Annotated in this window: 13 protein-coding genes; 1 reads left to right on the top strand and 12 read right to left on the bottom strand. The window is 65.0% G+C overall.

The window, feature by feature from the left end; all coding sequences use genetic code 11:
• Positions 1-49: 49 nt before the first annotated feature.
• The 8 genes from QRM89_RS07515 to QRM89_RS07480 form a co-directional block, all read right to left on the bottom strand.
• Entirely contained in the window at positions 50-412 is a 363-nt protein-coding gene (locus tag QRM89_RS07515) for a VOC family protein (protein WP_285447691.1), read from the bottom strand.
• Between the two features lie 31 nt (positions 413-443).
• Positions 444-848, bottom strand: coding sequence for a hypothetical protein (locus QRM89_RS07510; RefSeq protein ID WP_285447690.1), 405 nt, complete (start codon positions 846-848; stop codon positions 444-446).
• Positions 849-1,365: 517 nt separating this feature from the next.
• Positions 1,366-2,334 carry a protein translocase subunit SecF gene (gene secF, locus QRM89_RS07505; RefSeq protein WP_040941150.1) on the bottom strand — a complete coding sequence of 323 codons (969 nt, stop codon included), beginning with the start codon at positions 2,332-2,334 and terminating at the stop codon, positions 1,366-1,368.
• A 106-nt stretch (positions 2,335-2,440) separates the two neighbouring features.
• A complete protein-coding gene (gene secD / locus QRM89_RS07500) occupies positions 2,441-4,285 on the bottom strand; it encodes a protein translocase subunit SecD (RefSeq protein ID WP_175611777.1) in 1,845 nt (614 codons plus the stop codon).
• Positions 4,286-4,616: 331 nt separating this feature from the next.
• Positions 4,617-4,970, bottom strand: a complete 354-nt coding sequence (yajC, locus tag QRM89_RS07495; protein ID WP_011037519.1) for a preprotein translocase subunit YajC — start codon at positions 4,968-4,970, stop codon at positions 4,617-4,619.
• 132 nt (positions 4,971-5,102) lie between these two features.
• On the bottom strand, positions 5,103-6,248 hold the full coding sequence (gene tgt, locus QRM89_RS07490) for a tRNA guanosine(34) transglycosylase Tgt (RefSeq protein ID WP_012438077.1): 1,146 nt from the start codon (positions 6,246-6,248) through the stop codon (positions 5,103-5,105).
• 69 nt (positions 6,249-6,317) lie between these two features.
• Positions 6,318-7,388, bottom strand: a complete 1,071-nt coding sequence (gene queA, locus QRM89_RS07485; protein ID WP_285447689.1) for a tRNA preQ1(34) S-adenosylmethionine ribosyltransferase-isomerase QueA — start codon at positions 7,386-7,388, stop codon at positions 6,318-6,320.
• Between the two features lie 304 nt (positions 7,389-7,692).
• Complete coding sequence (locus QRM89_RS07480; RefSeq protein ID WP_012438075.1) at positions 7,693-8,124, bottom strand: Lrp/AsnC family transcriptional regulator; 432 nt, start codon at positions 8,122-8,124, stop codon at positions 7,693-7,695.
• Positions 8,125-8,244: 120 nt separating this feature from the next.
• Between QRM89_RS07480 and QRM89_RS07475 the strand changes: the two genes are divergently transcribed.
• Positions 8,245-9,741: an aminotransferase class III-fold pyridoxal phosphate-dependent enzyme gene (locus tag QRM89_RS07475; RefSeq protein WP_285447688.1), complete on the top strand. Its 1,497-nt coding sequence runs from the start codon at positions 8,245-8,247 to the stop codon at positions 9,739-9,741.
• 253 nt (positions 9,742-9,994) lie between these two features.
• Here QRM89_RS07475 and QRM89_RS07470 read toward each other — a convergent pair whose 3' ends face one another.
• The 4 genes from QRM89_RS07470 to QRM89_RS07455 all read right to left on the bottom strand — a co-directional run bounded on the left by QRM89_RS07470 (position 9,995) and on the right by QRM89_RS07455 (position 16,072).
• The gene (locus QRM89_RS07470; protein ID WP_285447687.1) at positions 9,995-10,702 is read right to left on the bottom strand and encodes a glycosyltransferase; all 708 of its coding nucleotides are present in this window, start codon (positions 10,700-10,702) and stop codon (positions 9,995-9,997) included.
• Between the two features lie 299 nt (positions 10,703-11,001).
• Positions 11,002-12,387 (bottom strand): metallophosphoesterase family protein, encoded by a 1,386-nt coding sequence (locus QRM89_RS07465; protein ID WP_285447695.1) that lies wholly within the window; start codon positions 12,385-12,387, stop codon positions 11,002-11,004.
• A 5-nt stretch (positions 12,388-12,392) separates the two neighbouring features.
• Positions 12,393-13,514, bottom strand: coding sequence for a phytase (locus tag QRM89_RS07460; RefSeq protein ID WP_285447686.1), 1,122 nt, complete (start codon positions 13,512-13,514; stop codon positions 12,393-12,395).
• The gene (locus QRM89_RS07455) at positions 13,511-16,072 is read right to left on the bottom strand and encodes a TonB-dependent receptor (protein WP_285447685.1); all 2,562 of its coding nucleotides are present in this window, start codon (positions 16,070-16,072) and stop codon (positions 13,511-13,513) included. Before QRM89_RS07455 ends, QRM89_RS07460 begins: the two co-directional genes overlap by 4 nt.
• Between the last annotated feature and the right edge of the window lie 22 nt (positions 16,073-16,094).

Here is a 16,094-nt window from a genome sequence, read left to right as displayed (position 1 = left end):
ACGCCTGAATTAAGCCGACCCGCGAAGCGGGTTCGGCTTGAATGAATTGTTAGGCAGCGAGCTCAGTGAAAAATGTGAGCCTGTTGCCGTCTGGATCTGTTACTAGGATCTCGCGGGTTTTCCATGCGGTGTTATGCGGCGCGCCAGATTGCACAAGTCCTGCTGTTTGAAACGCCTGATGGCACTCGTCTACATCGGGAACAGCAAAGTAGACGGCACCACCTACCTGACAGTCATCCGCGTGCTCTGTCAGAAAGATCGTTTGGTCTCCGCGAGTAAGCTGCGCAAAGACCGGAAAATCCGGCTCGTGCCGATACTCCCAATCGACGGTGAATCCAAGCCCCTGAACGTAGAACGGAAAACTGGCGGAAGCACTGGTTACCCGAAGGACGGGGGTCACTGTCTGAGTCACGATGATCTCTCCTTGCTGCCTAACGCTTGAATTAAGCCGAGTTGCGAAGCAACGTCGGCTTGAATGAATTGTTAGGCGCGAAGGCCCGTGCGCTCGACCACAGCAGCATGACCAAAGCGAACAGGTTGAGGCCAAGCTCTCCCCTGCTGAGCCAACCAAGCGAAACGTTGAGGTTGAATCCGAGAGTGAACGACCATTGGAAGGTTGAGGTGAGCACGTGTACAAGTTGCACAAGAAAGAACGCAATGGCTACGTAGGCCGCCCAGCGGCGTCGCTTGAGCCAGCCGATGCCAGCAGCAATGCCAATTGCAGCAAGCGCCAGATTTGCGGCAAGGAATGCCGCAGGAAAGCCAATCTGGGAAGCAACCCAAAAAGTCCAGAGAATTCCGAGCGAGCCGTGAACCAGCATGATCCCGGCAATAATCTTGTCTTGCATGGCCATCAGTGAACGCTCCCCTCGCGCCTAATTACCATTGGACCGCCGAAATGCGGTGTTGCAAGGAGTATCTTCGATCGCTGGCGCTTTGTGAATGGGGAAATCTTAGCCGCGATCACGGGATTACGCGACGGCAAGCGGACTCAACCATCGCGAGGCTTCCAGCCTTATCCAGCAAGGACACAGGCGTATGAAATACACCCCCAAAAACAATGGCGTAACAGCACGTCCGCCGGCGCGGCTGCTCGATCAAGTGCGCGACCGCTTGCGCGTTCGGCACTACAGCCTGCGCACCGAGCAGGCGTGTCTCAGTTGGATGCGGCGCTTCATCCTGGCCAGCGGCTCTCTACCGCAACGTACTGGGTATCGATCGGCATCACGTGTCCGACGAAATCCCTAGTGTTCACAATCTTGAGTAGTGGCGTCACGGTGCACACCATGCAGTCGCGACGTCCAACGCCAGAAACGAAAAAACCGCGCAATGCGCGGTTTTTTCGTCACACCTTTTGCCAACCGATCAAGGACGACGCGCTAGCGCCTCCACGTCCTTGGCCTTGGGCAGCAGGTCCTGCTTTGTCACCGCAAACGGTCCGATGCTCAGCATCGGCACCGCCACGATTACCGAGGAGATCACCACGATCACCGCGCCGATCATGTGCGTCTCGGCCAGGCCTTCCATCGACTCGCCGCCATAGATGTACAGCGCCAGTGCCGACAGGAAGAACATCACTGCGGTGATCACCGTGCGCGAGAGCGTCTGGTTGATCGAGCGGTTGAGCACTTCCAGCGGCTCCACGCGCAGCGCGCGGAAGTTTTCGCGCACACGGTCGAACACCACGATGATGTCGTTGATCGCAAAGCCCATCACCGACAGCAGGCCGGCCAGCACGGTCAGGTCGAACTCGCGCCCGGTCAGAGACACGAAGGCCACCGTGACCAACAGGTCGAACAGCGCGGTCAGGCTGGCCACCACCGCAAACTTCCACTCGAAGCGGAACGCGATGTAGATCAGAAAGCCCACCAGCATGAACACGGTGGCGTAGACACCGTTCAAGGCCAGGTCCTTGCCCACCTGCGGGCCGACGAATTCGCCCGGCTGCACGGTGGCGGGGTTCTGCGGGGTGCTGACGGCCTTGCGCACTTCTTCGGCGACGGTGCTTGCGGCATCGTCGCGGTTGTTGTGCTGCTCACGCGCCTGCAGGCGGATCATCACTTCGTTGCCGCCGCGTGCGTTCTGCACCTGGGCGTTTTCAAAGCCGGCCTTGGACAGCTGCTCGCGCACCTGGTCCACGTCCACCGTCTTCTGGAAGGAGGTCTGCACCAGCGTGCCGCCGGTGAATTCCAGTGCGTAATTGAAGCCCTTGCCGACGATCACGCCGACCGAGGCGACCGCGATCACCAGCATCAGGATCAGCACCGGCTTGCGCAGGCGCATGAAGTCGATCTTGGTGTCGTTGGGAATGAGATGAAGCGGGAACAGTTTCATGAAAAGAGCTTCCGTTGGACGACCGCACCGTCAAGGTCCGGCCGCTTGCGCAGGGATTCCTGCTGCGGCGTTGCGCAAAGGCGCGCGCCGCGGCAGGACTCGCATCTCAGATGGCCACAGACTTGAGCTTCTTGCGGCGGCCATAGATCAGAACCGCCAATGCACGCGAGACCGTGATCGCAGTGAACATCGAGGCAAAAATACCGATCATCATGGTCAACGCAAAACCGCGCAGCGGCCCGGTGCCGAAGGCATACAAGGCCACCGCCACGATCAGGCCGGTGAGGTTGGCGTCCAGAATGGTGCCGCCGGCCTTTTCGTAACCGGCCGCAATCGCCGATTTGGCCGGCACGCCCAGGCGCAACTCTTCGCGGATACGCTCGTTGATCAACACGTTGGCGTCCACCGACAGGCCGACCGACAACGCCAGACCGGCAAACCCCGGCAGCGTCATGGTGGCGCCGAACAACGACATCACCGCCACCACGATCAGCAGGTTGAACAGCAGCGCCACCGAGGTGATCGCGCCGAACACGCGGTAATAGATGGTGAAAAACACCAGCGTGAACAGGAACGAATAGATCACCGCAGTGACGCCCCGCTCCACGTTCTCCGCACCCAGGCTCGGACCGATCACGTATTCCTCGACGAAGTCCATCGGTGCGGCCAGCGAGCCGGACTTGAGCAGCTTGGCCAGGTTCTCGGCCTCCACCTTCTCAAGACCGGTGGTCTGGAAGTTCTTGCCGAACACGCCGGCGATGCGGGTCGGCGACAGCGCTTCTTCCTTGACCCGCACGCTGCGCACTTCCTTGCCGTCGACCATGGTCACGGTGGGAATGCGTTCGATGTAGACCACCGACATCAGCTTGCCGACGTTGGCGCTGGTGTAATCGAGCATGCGCTGGCCGGCCACGTTGTTGAGCGTCACTGCCACCGCGGGCATGCCGTTCTGGTCGGTGCTGACGCTGGCGCTGACCATCTGGTCACCGGTCACCAGCGCGCGCTTGTTGAGCAGCACCGGCGCGCCGCTGTCACGCACGCGGTAGACCTTGGCTTCCGGCGGGATGGTGCCGCTGCGCACGGCGTCTTCGGCATTGCCTTCGACCACGGCGCGGAATTCCAGCGAGGCGGTGGCGCCGATCAGGCGCTTGGCCTCGGCGGTGTCCTGCAGACCGGGCAGTTCGACCACGATGCGGTCTTCGCCCTGGCGCTGGATGGTCGGCTCGGACACGCCCAGTGCATTGACGCGGTTACGCAAGGTAGTGAGGTTCTGCTCGATCGCACCGCTGGCGATCTGCTTGAGTTCGGCCTCCGGCACCTTGACCGAGATGGTCTGGCCGCTGACGTCGTAGGTCAGCGTGGGCTGCGACTTGGCCAACGCGGTCCGCGCGGCATCGGCGCTGGCGCCCTCGCCCAACGAGACCTGGATGCTGTTGTCGCCACGGCGCTCGACCGAGCGATAGGCAATGCGGCCATCGCGCAGCGTGGTGCGGATGTCCTCGGCAAAGCCCTCCAGGCGCTTTTCCAGCGCGGCTTTCTGATCGACCTGCATGGCGAAGTGCACGCCGCCGACCAGGTCCAGACCCAACACCATCGGCCGGCCACCCAGCTTGGCGAGCCAGTCCGGCACCGTGGATGCCAGGTTCAGCGCCACCGTGTAGTTCTCGCCCAGCTGCTGGCGCAACACGTCGTTGGCACGGGTCTGCGCCTGCAGGTTAGGCAGGCGCACCATCAGGCTGTCGCCTTCCCGGGTCACCGCCTTGGGCGTGATGCCGGCGCTCTTGAGGTCGGCGTCGATCCGGCTGCGCAACGCGTCGTCCAGCTGCGCACCGCGGCTGGCGGTGATCTGCACGGACGGGTCTTTCTGGTAGACGTTGGGCAGCGCATACAACGCGCTGACCGCCAGCACCACCAGGATCAGGAAATACTTCCAGCGAGGAAATTCGAGCATTGCGACAGTCCCGCGTGGCACCATCCCGGCGCCACGCCTAGCAGTGAGAACGACTTCAGGCGGCCGATACAGCGTCGCGAGCGGTCATCCGGTGGATACGGGCAGTGCATGGAGCAAAAGCGCCCGGGGGCGTGGTCCGACTTCGTGCACCGACTGCGCCCACCAGAGGGTGCGCGCAGCTGTGGTGTTGCAGGTGTTCACTTGCAGCGACGTCTTGAGCGGACCCAAGCACGAATTGGCAGCGCAACGACAGCGGAGTGTACGAGCGGCCCCTGCCGTTTTCGAGCACCTGCCGGCCGCGCCGGACGGTGCCCGCTGCCGATGACGCGACTTAGCTGGCGGACTTCAGCGTGCCCTTGGGCAGCACGTGGCCAACGGCGCTGCGCTGCACGCGGATGCGCACGTTGTCGGCCACTTCCACGGTGATGAAGTTCTCGCCGATATCGGTGATCACGCCAGCCACGCCGCCGGAGGTGATGACTTCATCGCCACGCGACAGTTTGTCCAGCAACGCCTTGTGTTCCTTCTGGCGCTTCATCTGCGGGCGGATCATCAGGAAGTACATGACCGCGATCAGGATGATCGGCAACGCGAAGGTGGACAGGCTTCCCATCGGGCCGGGGGCCGGCGCGCCACCAGTGGCCTGCGCCTGGGCGACGGGGATCAGGAAATCGAGCAGATTCATTCTATGCATCCTAGGTTTAGTGCCAGCGCGCCCAGCGGCCCGCTCGCCATTCAGGTACCGCCGGAGCGGAACAGCCGGGAATTATGCCATGCAGGTCCCACGCCGTCCGCGCCAGGGCACGGACGGCAGGTCTCAGCTGGATTCCCCGGGCAGCGGCGGCGTGGTGGCGCCGCGTGCCGCATAGAAGGACCGCCGGAACTCCACAAAGGTTCCCGCCGCGATCGCCGCGCGCATGTCGGCCATCAGTTTTTCGTAGTACCAGAGGTTGTGCAGGGTGCCCAGCATCGGCGCCAGCATCTCGTTGCAGCGGTCCAGATGGCGCAGGTACGCGCGCGTGTAGCCGCTGCTGCAGGCGTGGCAGCCGCAGCCCGGCTCGATGGTGTCCAGGTCGCGCTCGTACTTGGCGTTGCGAATGCGCACCGTGCCAAACGAGGTGAAATAGTGACCGTTGCGGGCGTTACGGGTGGGCATCACGCAGTCGAACATGTCCACCCCGCGCGCCACGCCTTCGACCAGATCCTCCGGCCGGCCCACGCCCATTAGGTAGCGCGGCCGCTCGGCCGGCAGGCGCGGATGCAGGTGTTCGAGCATGGCATTGCGCTCGTGCTCGGGCTCGCCCACCGCTAGGCCGCCGATGGCATAGCCGTCGAAGCCAATGGCCTGCAGCCCGTCCAACGAGCGGCTGCGCAGGTCTGGGTGCACCCCGCCCTGCACGATGCCGAACAGCGCCGCGTCGTTGCCCAGCCCGTCATGCGCCTGACGCGAGCGCTGCGCCCAGCGCAGGCTCAGCTCCATCGAACGCCGCGCGACGTCTTCGGTGGCCGGGTACGGCGTGCATTCGTCGAAGATCATCACGATGTCCGAATCGAGCACCTTCTGGATCTGCATGCTCTCTTCCGGCCCCAGGAACACCCGCGCGCCGTCGGTTGGCGAGGAGAACGTGACGCCTTGTTCTGTGATCTTGCGGCGATGCGCCAGCGAAAACACCTGAAAGCCGCCCGAGTCGGTGAGGATCGGCCCGTCCCAACGCGCAAACCCGTGCAGGCCACCGTGGTCGCCGATCACGTCCAGGCCAGGGCGCAGGTACAGATGGAAAGTGTTGCCCAGGATGATCTCCGCGCCCAGCGCGCGGATCTGCTCGGGCAGGATGCCCTTGACCGACCCATAGGTGCCCACCGGCATGAACGCCGGCGTCTCCACCGTGCCACGCGGAAAGGTCAGGCGGCCACGGCGCGCATGGCCGTCGGTGGTCTGGAGCTGGAACTGGAGTCGGGACATTGAGGGGCCGGGATTGGAAATTGGGGATTCGGGATTGGCAAAAGCGAGAAGGCGGCGAACGGAGTGCTGTTACGAATCTCCAATCTCTAATCCCCACTCCCTGCTCCACAACAACATCGCATCGCCATAGGAGAAGAAGCGATAGCGCTGCGCGATGGCGTGTGCGTAGGCGGCGAAGATGCGGTCGCGGCCAGCGAAGGCCGAGACCATCATCAACAGCGTGCTTTCGGGCAGGTGGAAATTGGTGACCATCGCATCGACGCTGCGGATGCGGTAGCCGGGCAGGATGAAGATCTGGGTTTCGCCGGCGAACGGCTGCAATTCGCCGTCCGGGGCGTCGTCGGTCTTGCGCCAGGCGCTTTCCAGCGAGCGCACCACGGTGGTGCCCACCGCGATCACGCGGCCACCGCGCGCACGGGTGCGGCGCACCTGCTCGACCAGCGCGGCGCCCACATTGAGCCACTCGGTGTGCATCACATGCTTGTCCAGCGCATCCACGCGCACCGGCTGGAAGGTGCCGGCGCCCACGTGCAAGGTCACATGGCCGAACTCCACCCCGCGCGCGCGCAGGCGGGCCAGCAGGGCTTCGTCGAAATGCAGGCCGGCGGTCGGCGCAGCGACCGCGCCCACTTCGCGCGCGAACACGGTCTGGTAGCGCTCGCGATCGTCCAGCCCCGGCTCGCGGCGGATGTACGGCGGCAGGGGCAGGCGCCCGGCGTCGAGCAACCAATGCTCCAGCGGCGCGGGGATCTCGAAACGCAGCAGGTAGAACTCGCCGTCGCGGCCCAGCACCTCGGCCTGGCCACCGGCGTCCAGCGCGATCACGCTGCCGGCCTTGGGCGACTTGCTGGCACCGATCTGCGCCCGCGCCTGCTGCCCGCCGAGCAGCCGCTCGATCAGGATCTCCACCCGCCCGCCACTGGCCTTCTGCCCGAACAACCGCGCCGGGATCACCCGAGTGTCGTTGAAGATCAGCAGGTCGCCCGGCTGCAGCAGCTCGGGCAGATCGCGCACCTGCCGGTCACTGAAGGCCGCCGGCGTCGGCGGCACCACCAGCAAACGGCTGGCCGCACGCTCCGCCAACGGCGCCTGGGCGATCAGCTCTTCGGGCAGGTCGTAATGGAAATCGGACTTCTTCAAGGCGTGGCGGTACAGCGGTTTGGGGGCGGTAGTTTAGCGGGACATGCTGGGGCAGGTTTGGCAGCCTTTTCCTCCAGGGAAACAAGACCTGCGGAGATCGCGGAGGTAGCAGATCCTTCTCCCATCGGGAGAAGGTGGCGCGCAGCGCCGGATGAGGGTACGGGCGAAGCATAATGCGCTCAAATATTGCAGAGGCTTCGCCCCGTACCCTCACCCCAACCCCTCTCCCGGGGGAGAGGGGCTTGCTAGCTCGCGAATCATGGCTCTTACGATTCCCGATTCCCCACTCCCGATTCCCTGCCCACTACCGCTCGAACTTGGTCGACAGAATGATCGACGAGGTGGTGCGCTCCACACCGTCGATGGCGCCGATGGCGTCGGTGAGCACGTCCATGGCGTCTACGCCGCCGACCACGCCCAGGGCGATCAGGTCGTAGGGGCCGCTGACCGAGTGCAGCGCGCGGACGTCGGCGATCTCGCGCAGGGCCTTGACCACCGCGGGCATCTTTTTCGGCAGCACGGTGATCAGGATGTGCGCGCGGATGCGGCCGTGTTCGTAGGCGTCGTGGGTGCGGACGGTGTAGCCGCTGATCACGCCTTCGCGCTCGAGTTTCTCCAGCCGGCTTTGCACCGTGGTGCGCGAGAGCCCGAGCCGGCGCGCGATCTGCGCGGTGGAGGCGCGCGCGTCCTCGCGCAGCAGGGACAACAACTGCTCGTCGGCGGGTGTGATCTTCATTTCGGCCATTCATTTCGTCGAATCGACGAAAATACCTCAATTCCTGTCCGGATCGGCGCTGCCAAACGACGATCCACTGCCGTTAATGTGACGGGAACGCCACCGCTTCAGGAGATGCGCATGTCTGTCCTTGCCCCGCTCGCCCCGCTGCGTGCCCACGCCGGCCGCCGCCTGACCGCCGGCTTGGACGATGCCACCATCGAACGCCTGGCCACCGACCACCCCACCCTGCGCCAGGCCATCGAGGCTGCCGGCAGCGAATACGCCCTGGTGCAGGCGGAGGTCGCCGACCTGCTGGACCTGGACGAAGAGGCGCAGATCAGCGCGGTGCAGGACGGCTTCATCAATTTCTACGCCGACGACGCGGTAACGCCGTACGTGGCCCTGGCCGCGCGCGGCCCGTGGGTGATCACGCTCAAGGGCGCGGTGCTGTACGACGCCGGCGGCTACGGCATGCTCGGTTTCGGCCACACGCCCGAGGCGGTGCTCGACGCCATGGCGCGCCCGCAGGTGATGGCCAACGTGATGACGCCCAGCCTGGCGCAGCGCAAGCTCGACCGCGCCCTGCGCGCGGAGATCGGCCACACCCGCGGCGGCTGCCCGTTCGCGCGCTTCATGTGCCTCAACTCCGGCTCCGAAGCGGTGGGCCTGGCCGCGCGCATCGTCGACACCAACGCCAAGCTGCACACCGACCCGGGTGCGCGCCACGCCGGCGCCACCATCAAGCGACTGGTGGTCAAGGGCAGCTTCCACGGCCGCACCGATCGCCCGGGGCTGTATTCCGATTCCAGCCGCAAGACCTACAGCAAGTACTTGGCCAGCTACCGCGACGAAGACTCGGTGATTGCGATTGCGCCGTATGACATCGCCGCCCTGCAGCGTGCCTTTGACGAGGCAGCGCGCAACCACTGGTTTATCGAGGCGGTGTTCCTGGAGCCGGTGATGGGCGAAGGCGACCCGGGCCGTGCGCTGCCGGCGGAGTTCTACGCTGCCGCGCGCACGCTGACCCGTAACCACGGCAGCCTGCTGCTGGTGGATTCGATCCAGGCCGGCCTGCGTGCGCACGGCGTGCTGTCGGTGGTGGATTACCCCGGCTTCGAGCAGCTCGATCCGCCGGATCTGGAAACCTATTCCAAGGCGCTCAATGCCGCGCAATATCCGCTCTCGGTGCTCGCGGTGACCGAGCAGGCCGCGCAGGTGTACCGCAAGGGCACCTACGGCAACACGATGACCACCAACCCGCGCGCGCTGGATGTGGCTTGCGCCACGCTGGCGCTGTTCACCCCGCAGATCCGCGACAACATCCGCCTGCGCGGTGCACAGGCGCTGCGCAAGCTCGAAGCGCTGCAGGCCGAGCTCGGCGGCCTGATCACCAAGGTGCAGGGCACCGGCCTGCTGTTCTCCTGCGAACTGGCACCGCAGTACAAGTGCTACGGCGCCGGCTCCACCGAGGAGTGGCTGCGCCACCACGGCGTCAACGTGATCCACGGCGGCGAGAATTCGCTGCGCTTCACCCCGCACTTCGGCATGGACGAAGCCGAACTCGACCTGCTGGTGGGCCTGATCGCCAAAGCGCTCAAGGAAGGCCCGCGCCAGGCGCAGGCCGAGGCGGCTTGAGGGCTGGTGAATAGGTTGAGTGCTGGTGAGGTGAGGTGCCGCCAGCACAGTGCACCTGGTGCTGGCTGCGTCTGACACGCGCCGGGCAGTGGATCTGGCACCGCCTGATGGCGATGTGTCGTGGGGCGTTCGTCAGTCTCGCTGGTTCTCTGCACCGCGACAGCCCCACGACAACACAGTTGCGGCGACCCACCCATGAGGTCGCCGCAACTGTTTTTGCAAACGTAAAACGCCAGTAAGCCGCTTGGACTTCTCAGATGGGCACGGCACTCAACTTACGGCGAAGGTAGTTGGTGACCGCGCGGCGCGGCGACTTGCCGCGCCACGACGCCCAGCACAGATGCGAGCCAACTGCCGTGGCGCCGCCGCGGTGGCCAAGCCCGAACCAGGTGCGGTCGGGATGGAACGCATCGCGCGCCGGGAACACGATGCCCGCGAACTGCGCACCATTGGCGTTATAGAACCGCGTCATTCCACGTGGGCCGGACATCATCGGGATCTGCCGATGGTCCTCCAGCAACTCCGGCGCGTGCGCGCTGAAGATGTGCTCGATAAACGCCCGCCAGAATGGATGGCCCGCCTCCGAGCCGAAGACCGCGTTGCCGATCTTGAACGCCGCGTTGTCTGGCGCGCCCTCTTCCACGGGCAGTACGCAGGCCTGGGTCAAGACATCCGGGCCGAGCGTGCGCAGCAATTTGTAGTCGGTATCGAAGTAGAAACCGCCGTAGACATGCATGTAGGCACAGCGGGCGATGTCGGCCTTCATGACGCCGAAGCGGATGGCTTCAAAGCGATCGGCCAGTTCCGGAAATGCGCTGCGCATCAGCGCGGAATTGTCGGCGTCGTCCCAGACATTGCAGGTCCAGCCCGGCAGCAGGCGCTGCAATCGGGCCTGGATCCTGCGTTCTTCCCACAGCAACTGCTTGCTGGGCGCGGTACGGTGGAACTGGTGCGGAATCATCGGCGGCCTTACGGCTGGGGGCGCCGCAACTCTCGGCAGTCCGCATGCTGGTGGCGTGCGCGCGGGAGAGATTCGGCTCAGGCCTTGTCTAATCCCATTCGCGCCGTTGTCCGGCTGTCATCCCGTGACGTAGGCCGTGAAGCTTTTATTAAGCGCGATGACCGACGCAGTGACAGCTTTCCGGCAAGCCCTGTGATCGATGCTCCGATGCAAGCGCCACATGCCGCTTTTATGCAACGGCAGCTGCTAGCGCATCACGCTGCGCACGATGTCCGCAACCGCGCGCAGACCACACGCCATCATTCCCAACAGCGATCCGCCCGCCCCTTGAGCGTGGCACTGCGCGGGCAATCGCGTGGTGCAATCCGGCCCGCCTCGTGCTCGATCAACTGCTTGGACCCATCTGCGCGGCGTTGCAGCTCGAACGCATCGTAGAGGCGTCCGGTCGCCGTGCGCGACTCGTAGACGAGCTTCTGTTGATCGATGCGCAGCACCTGATACAGCTGGGTGTCCTCGCCCACCGGGCGCATGGTCTTGCGCGCCATGTCCGAGAGCCGGTACTGCTTGGGGCCGGCCACAGAGACCACGAACACCGGCGTTGGCTGGCCGCCGTCATCGCCGCGCCGGCCGTAGGTGTGGTCATGGCCCTGCAGCACCAGATCGACCTTGTGGCGGCGGATCACCGGCAACACTTGCTCGACCAGCTTTTCATTCTCGCGGTCGGCACGCGGCGAAAAGAACGGCTGATGGATCAGCACGATCGACCACGGATGCGGGTTGTCGGCGAGCACGCCATCCAGCCACTGCGCCTGTGCCTGCCCGGTGCCCAGATCCAGCGCCGAGGTGCCATCGAGCACGGCGATGCGCACGCCCTGGTAATCGAACCAGTAACTGGTGCGCGCGGTGGCGGCCGGGCCGTTGCGCGGCAGCGCGAAGGTCACCGGCCAATGGCCGCCCAGGGTGCGGGTGGCCTGCGGGGTATCTTCGGCCTCTTCGTGATATTCGTGATTGCCCGGTGCTGGCGCCACCGCAGTGCCTTCCAGCAACCAGCGGCCGGCTTCGAACCATTCGGCCCATTCGTTGTCGTCCTGGCCGTCCTTGCCGCTGACCAGATCGCCGGCGAACAATGCCAACCGTGCCTCCGGTGCCGAACGCCAGGCCTGACGAATCACCCGCGACACCAGGCTGAGATTCTTGTTCTGCGTATCGCCGAAATACAGCAGCGTCAGCGGGGTGTCGGGCGTGGCCGCGGTGCGGAAGTGATTCCACGCGCCCCACGTGCCGTGGCCCTGCACGCGATAGGCGTAGAGCGTGTCCGGCGTGAGTTCGTCGATGTCGGCGCGGTGATGATGCGAGGCGCCGTTTTCCGAGCTCAAGGTTGCGGTCGTGGCCTGGATGCGCCGCGGCGTGCCCACATCCGGCGAATCGCCGGCTACCACCAGTTCCAGCCAGGGCGCAGTGACGCTGGCGTCGGTGCGCCAGGCCACTGCGAAGCCTCGCGCGGCATCCTGCGCCGGGGTGGCGACGATACGGTCCGGGAAACCATCGGCCACGTAGTGCGTAGAGCCCAGCGGCACCTGCGTGTTCGGCTCGGCCGCCTTGTCGGCAGCCACGGCGGGCACACCGGCGAGCGCCAGCAACGCCAGCACGGCGCGTAACGAATGCTGCTTCAACGACTGCTGCATCACTGTCACGGTGCGCAGTCCTTCAAGCGCAACGTGCGCGCGATGTCGCGCCAATCGAATGCGGCCACGGCCTGGTCGTCGTGCAGCGCGTAGAACACCCCACCCGGGAAGCGCGCATCGCCATGCTGGTCCAGCCACACGCCATCGGTATTGGCGGTCACGCGCCCGGCGAACGCACCGACCGGCGCCAGGCTCTGCCGATCGAACACCTGGAACACGCTGCGGTCCTTGAACTGGTCGGTGGCAATCCAGTAGCCGCTGCCGTCGGCACACTGCAGCAAGGTCATGCCTTCGGCCTGCGCCTTGAACAAGCCCGTGCCCACATTACGGCCGCGATAGCGGCCATCCATGCCGTACTCACGCAACTGCGTGCCTACCGCGACATCTTCCTCGGCAATCATCAGGCGCGCGTTGGCCTCGTCGCCAAAGACCGATTCGGCAATGCGCACCGCACCGGCCTCGGTGGTATCGCCAAAGCTCTGCGTCAGCGTCGCGTTCCAGCCCTGCCCTGCGGCCTGCAGCTGATAGCGGCGGAACCGCTGACCAAGCTCGGCCAACGGCGGCGGTGTGTCCTTGTTGGCCGGCGACATGTAGTTGTCGCTGACCACCACCTCGTAGCCGCCGTCGTGCTTGCGCACCCACAGGCCGTACGGTTCGCGCAGTTCGTCCTGGCCGAAGGCGGCCAACGGCTTGAAGTCCGGCAGCGAGAACACCTGCACGCGGCGATTGTCGCGCTCCACCACGAACACCAGATCGTCGACCACCGAGATCCCGTTAGGACGATCCAGCTTGCCCAGCGCCTTGCCCTTGCCGCCCACCACGCGCAACCGCTTGCCGCTGTCGCCATCGAACACCACCAGCGCATGCGTGGCCTTGGCGGTGGCGATCAGCCAGCGGCTACCATCCGGCGCAATCCAGCTGGCCGGCGAATCCAGGTTGTCGGCAGGCGTCAGCGCCGTGATGAAGGCCTCCGGCACCACCTGATGCGCGACCTTGGACTCGCTGAGCAAAGGGTCTTGCAGCAGCGCTTCGTCGGCTTCGCGGTCGGCCGGCGCGCTGGCGCAACCGGCCAACGCCGCCGCAGCGGCGAGCACTGTGGTCTGCAGGATGTGGCGCGCGGCCATCACAGCGCCACCTTCAGGCCGAGCGCATAGGTGCGGCCGTACTCTTCGTTCTGCAGCGTGCGCGAGGGCACGCCCTGATACAGCTCCAACGGCTCGTCGAGCAGGTTCTGCGCTTCCAGATACAGGCTGACGTGGCTGTTGAACTGATAGCTCATGCTGACATCCAGTTGGGTGTGTGGCGCGACGTAGATATCGTACGCGCGGCTCTGGCCGATGGTGTCCAGGTATTCGCTGCGATACACAGCCGCCACGCGCGCACTGAAGCCATACTTTTCATAGCCCAGATGGCCGCTGTAGATGCGCTTGGACGAGCGCGGCAGCATGAAGTCGTCGCCGGCGCGATTGCTCAGGCCCGGGTCGAAGTCGCTGTCCAGGGCGGTGGCGCTGGCGCCGACCAACAAGCCGTTCCAGCCTTCGGGCAGGAAGTCCAATGTCTGCTGCCAGTTGAACTCGGCGCCGCGCACCTTGGCGGTGTCGCCATTGATCGAGCGCGTCACCCGCAGGCCCGGAAATTCGGCGTCGGTGGTGCTAAGGGTCTGCACGATGTAATCGTCGATCGACTTGTTGAACACGCCCAGCGACACCAGGCCGGTGCTGCCGATGTATTTTTCGAACGACAGATCCAGGTTGGTGGAGCGATACGGGTTGAGGTCCGGGTTGCCGATGCTCACTTCTTCATCGCCACGGTTGATGCTCACGCGCGGCGACACATCGCCGAACGACGGGCGCGACAGGGTCTTGTTGGCTGCAAACCGCAACACCCAATCGTTGCCGCTGTCGTAGCGCAGGTGCAGGCCCGGCAACACATTGGTGTAGCTGCTGGAAGCCTCGCGCGGCGTGACAGTGGCGGTGCGGCCGTTTTCGGCCACGTCCACCTGGTTGCCGGTGGCGTTGAACTGCGTGTTTTCCACGCGGACACCGGCAATCATGCGTAATGCACCGATGTCCCAGGTGCCCATGGCATAGGTGGCGAAGACGTCTTCGGTGGCGGTGTAGTCGTCCTGCAGCGAGACCTGCTGGTTGCCGCCCACGTCCTGCGGACGTGCGCTGTACAACCCGCCCGACGTGCGCCAGTAGCGACGCATGCCGTCCGAGCCGATGCTTTCGCCCAGCGTGCCGCCGCGGTGCTCCGGTGCGGCGGTGGTCCAGCTGCTCAGATCGATCGCCGGGCCACGCCGCAGCTCCTGTTCGTTGACGTCCACATCGCGCTCGCGCCAGCGACCGAGCACACCCATCTTCAGGCTGGAATGTTCGCCGTCGAAGCGCACATTGACCTGCGCGCTGTGCTCGCTGTCGTCCACCGTCTTGGGCGACACGACAAAGCGGTCGAACACGAAGTCCTGGTTGCTCTGCCATCCGTTGTCAGAGAACCCCAGCCGCGGGATGCCGCTGCGCTGGTCCACGGTGGCCGACAGGTCGTCGCCGTCGTAGTTGAAGCGCGCTTCCATTTCGTCGTTTACGCGCTCGGTGGTCTTGGTGTAGCCCACCTTGTAGTCCACCGTTGCAGCGCTCAGGCGGTTTTCGCCACCGATGCTGATCGCCGTGTTGTCTTCCTTCTTGGTGCGGTAGCGCACCCGCTTGGAGATGCTGTCCGCCGGCAGGTCGGCCACGTCGTAGGTACCATCGCCGTTGGCGCTGACCTGCCCATCGGCCAGCCCGAAGATGGTGCGCTGACGTGTTTCGGCATCGTCGAAACGGCTGTACAGCGAGCGCAGGTAGTAGCGGTTGTCGGCGTCCGGGCGCCAGTCCAGATTGAGGTTGGCGCCCATGCGGGTGCGCTCGATGAAGTACTTGCGACGCTGCACTTCGCCGGCGAACAGGTCATCGGCAGCGCCACCGTCGAAGCTGTCGTACGCCACTTCGGTGTTATCGGATTCGAACTCACGGTCCTGATAGTTCACACCCACCGCCACACCGAAGGTGCCGTTGTAGATGTCGCTGTAATTGAACGCGCCCTTGGGGCTGGTCTTGCCCGACAGCGACTGGTGGCTGCCTTCGATCGACCCGCGCAGGGTGCGCCCGTCGCGATCGAACGCCGAGGTGGATTCCACCTGGATGGCGCCGCCGATCGAATCGCCCGGCATGTCCGGCGTGGGCGACTTCACAACCTTCAAGCGCTCGGTGGAATCGGACGGAATCACATCCAGCGGCGCCGAGCGTGTGCCGTCTTCCGGCGTCCCCATGCTCATGCCGTCGATGGTCACGGTGTTGAGCGACGAATCCAGGCCGCGGATCACCACAAAGCGCCCCTCGCCCTGGTCGCGGGTGACGCTGACACCGGGCAGGCGCTGCAAGGATTCTGCAACATTCTTGTCGGGGTAACGCCCCATCGCATCGGAGGCCACCGCATCCTGGATCGCATCGGAAGCACGCTTGAGATCGACTGCGCGCTCCTGCGCTTCCAGCTGCGGGCGCACTTCCAGCCGCTCCAGGTCGATCGCCGCCGCGCCGCTGGCTGCACCGGTCGCGACCGCCTCTTCTGCCGCCTGTGCCAGCGGGCTCCACGCGACCGAGGCCAACGTCAGCGTGATCGCCATGCAGAGCGGAGTCTTGTTCAACACGAGTGCTTCCCCAATCGGTTAA

It is taken from the genome of Xanthomonas sp. LMC-A-07 (assembly GCF_030208825.1).
Classification (GTDB): Bacteria; Pseudomonadota; Gammaproteobacteria; order Xanthomonadales; family Xanthomonadaceae; genus Xanthomonas; species Xanthomonas campestris.
This window is presented reverse-complemented; position numbering and strand designations above follow the sequence as displayed.

What these genes read in the sequence shown, in the direction of transcription:
- QRM89_RS07510 (WP_285447690.1), bottom strand. Translation starts at nt 848, where the DNA reads ATGCAAGACAAGATTATTGCCGGGATCATGCTGGTTCACGGCTCGCTC.
- secF (WP_040941150.1), bottom strand. Translation starts at nt 2,334, where the DNA reads ATGAAACTGTTCCCGCTTCATCTCATTCCCAACGACACCAAGATCGAC.
- secD (WP_175611777.1), bottom strand. Translation starts at nt 4,285, where the DNA reads ATGCTCGAATTTCCTCGCTGGAAGTATTTCCTGATCCTGGTGGTGCTG.
- yajC (WP_011037519.1), bottom strand. Translation starts at nt 4,970, where the DNA reads ATGAATCTGCTCGATTTCCTGATCCCCGTCGCCCAGGCGCAGGCCACT.
- tgt (WP_012438077.1), bottom strand. Translation starts at nt 6,248, where the DNA reads ATGTCCCGACTCCAGTTCCAGCTCCAGACCACCGACGGCCATGCGCGC.
- QRM89_RS07480 (WP_012438075.1), bottom strand. Translation starts at nt 8,124, where the DNA reads ATGAAGATCACACCCGCCGACGAGCAGTTGTTGTCCCTGCTGCGCGAG.
- QRM89_RS07475 (WP_285447688.1), top strand. Translation starts at nt 8,245, where the DNA reads ATGTCTGTCCTTGCCCCGCTCGCCCCGCTGCGTGCCCACGCCGGCCGC.
- QRM89_RS07470 (WP_285447687.1), bottom strand. Translation starts at nt 10,702, where the DNA reads ATGATTCCGCACCAGTTCCACCGTACCGCGCCCAGCAAGCAGTTGCTG.
- QRM89_RS07465 (WP_285447695.1), bottom strand. Translation starts at nt 12,387, where the DNA reads ATGCAGCAGTCGTTGAAGCAGCATTCGTTACGCGCCGTGCTGGCGTTG.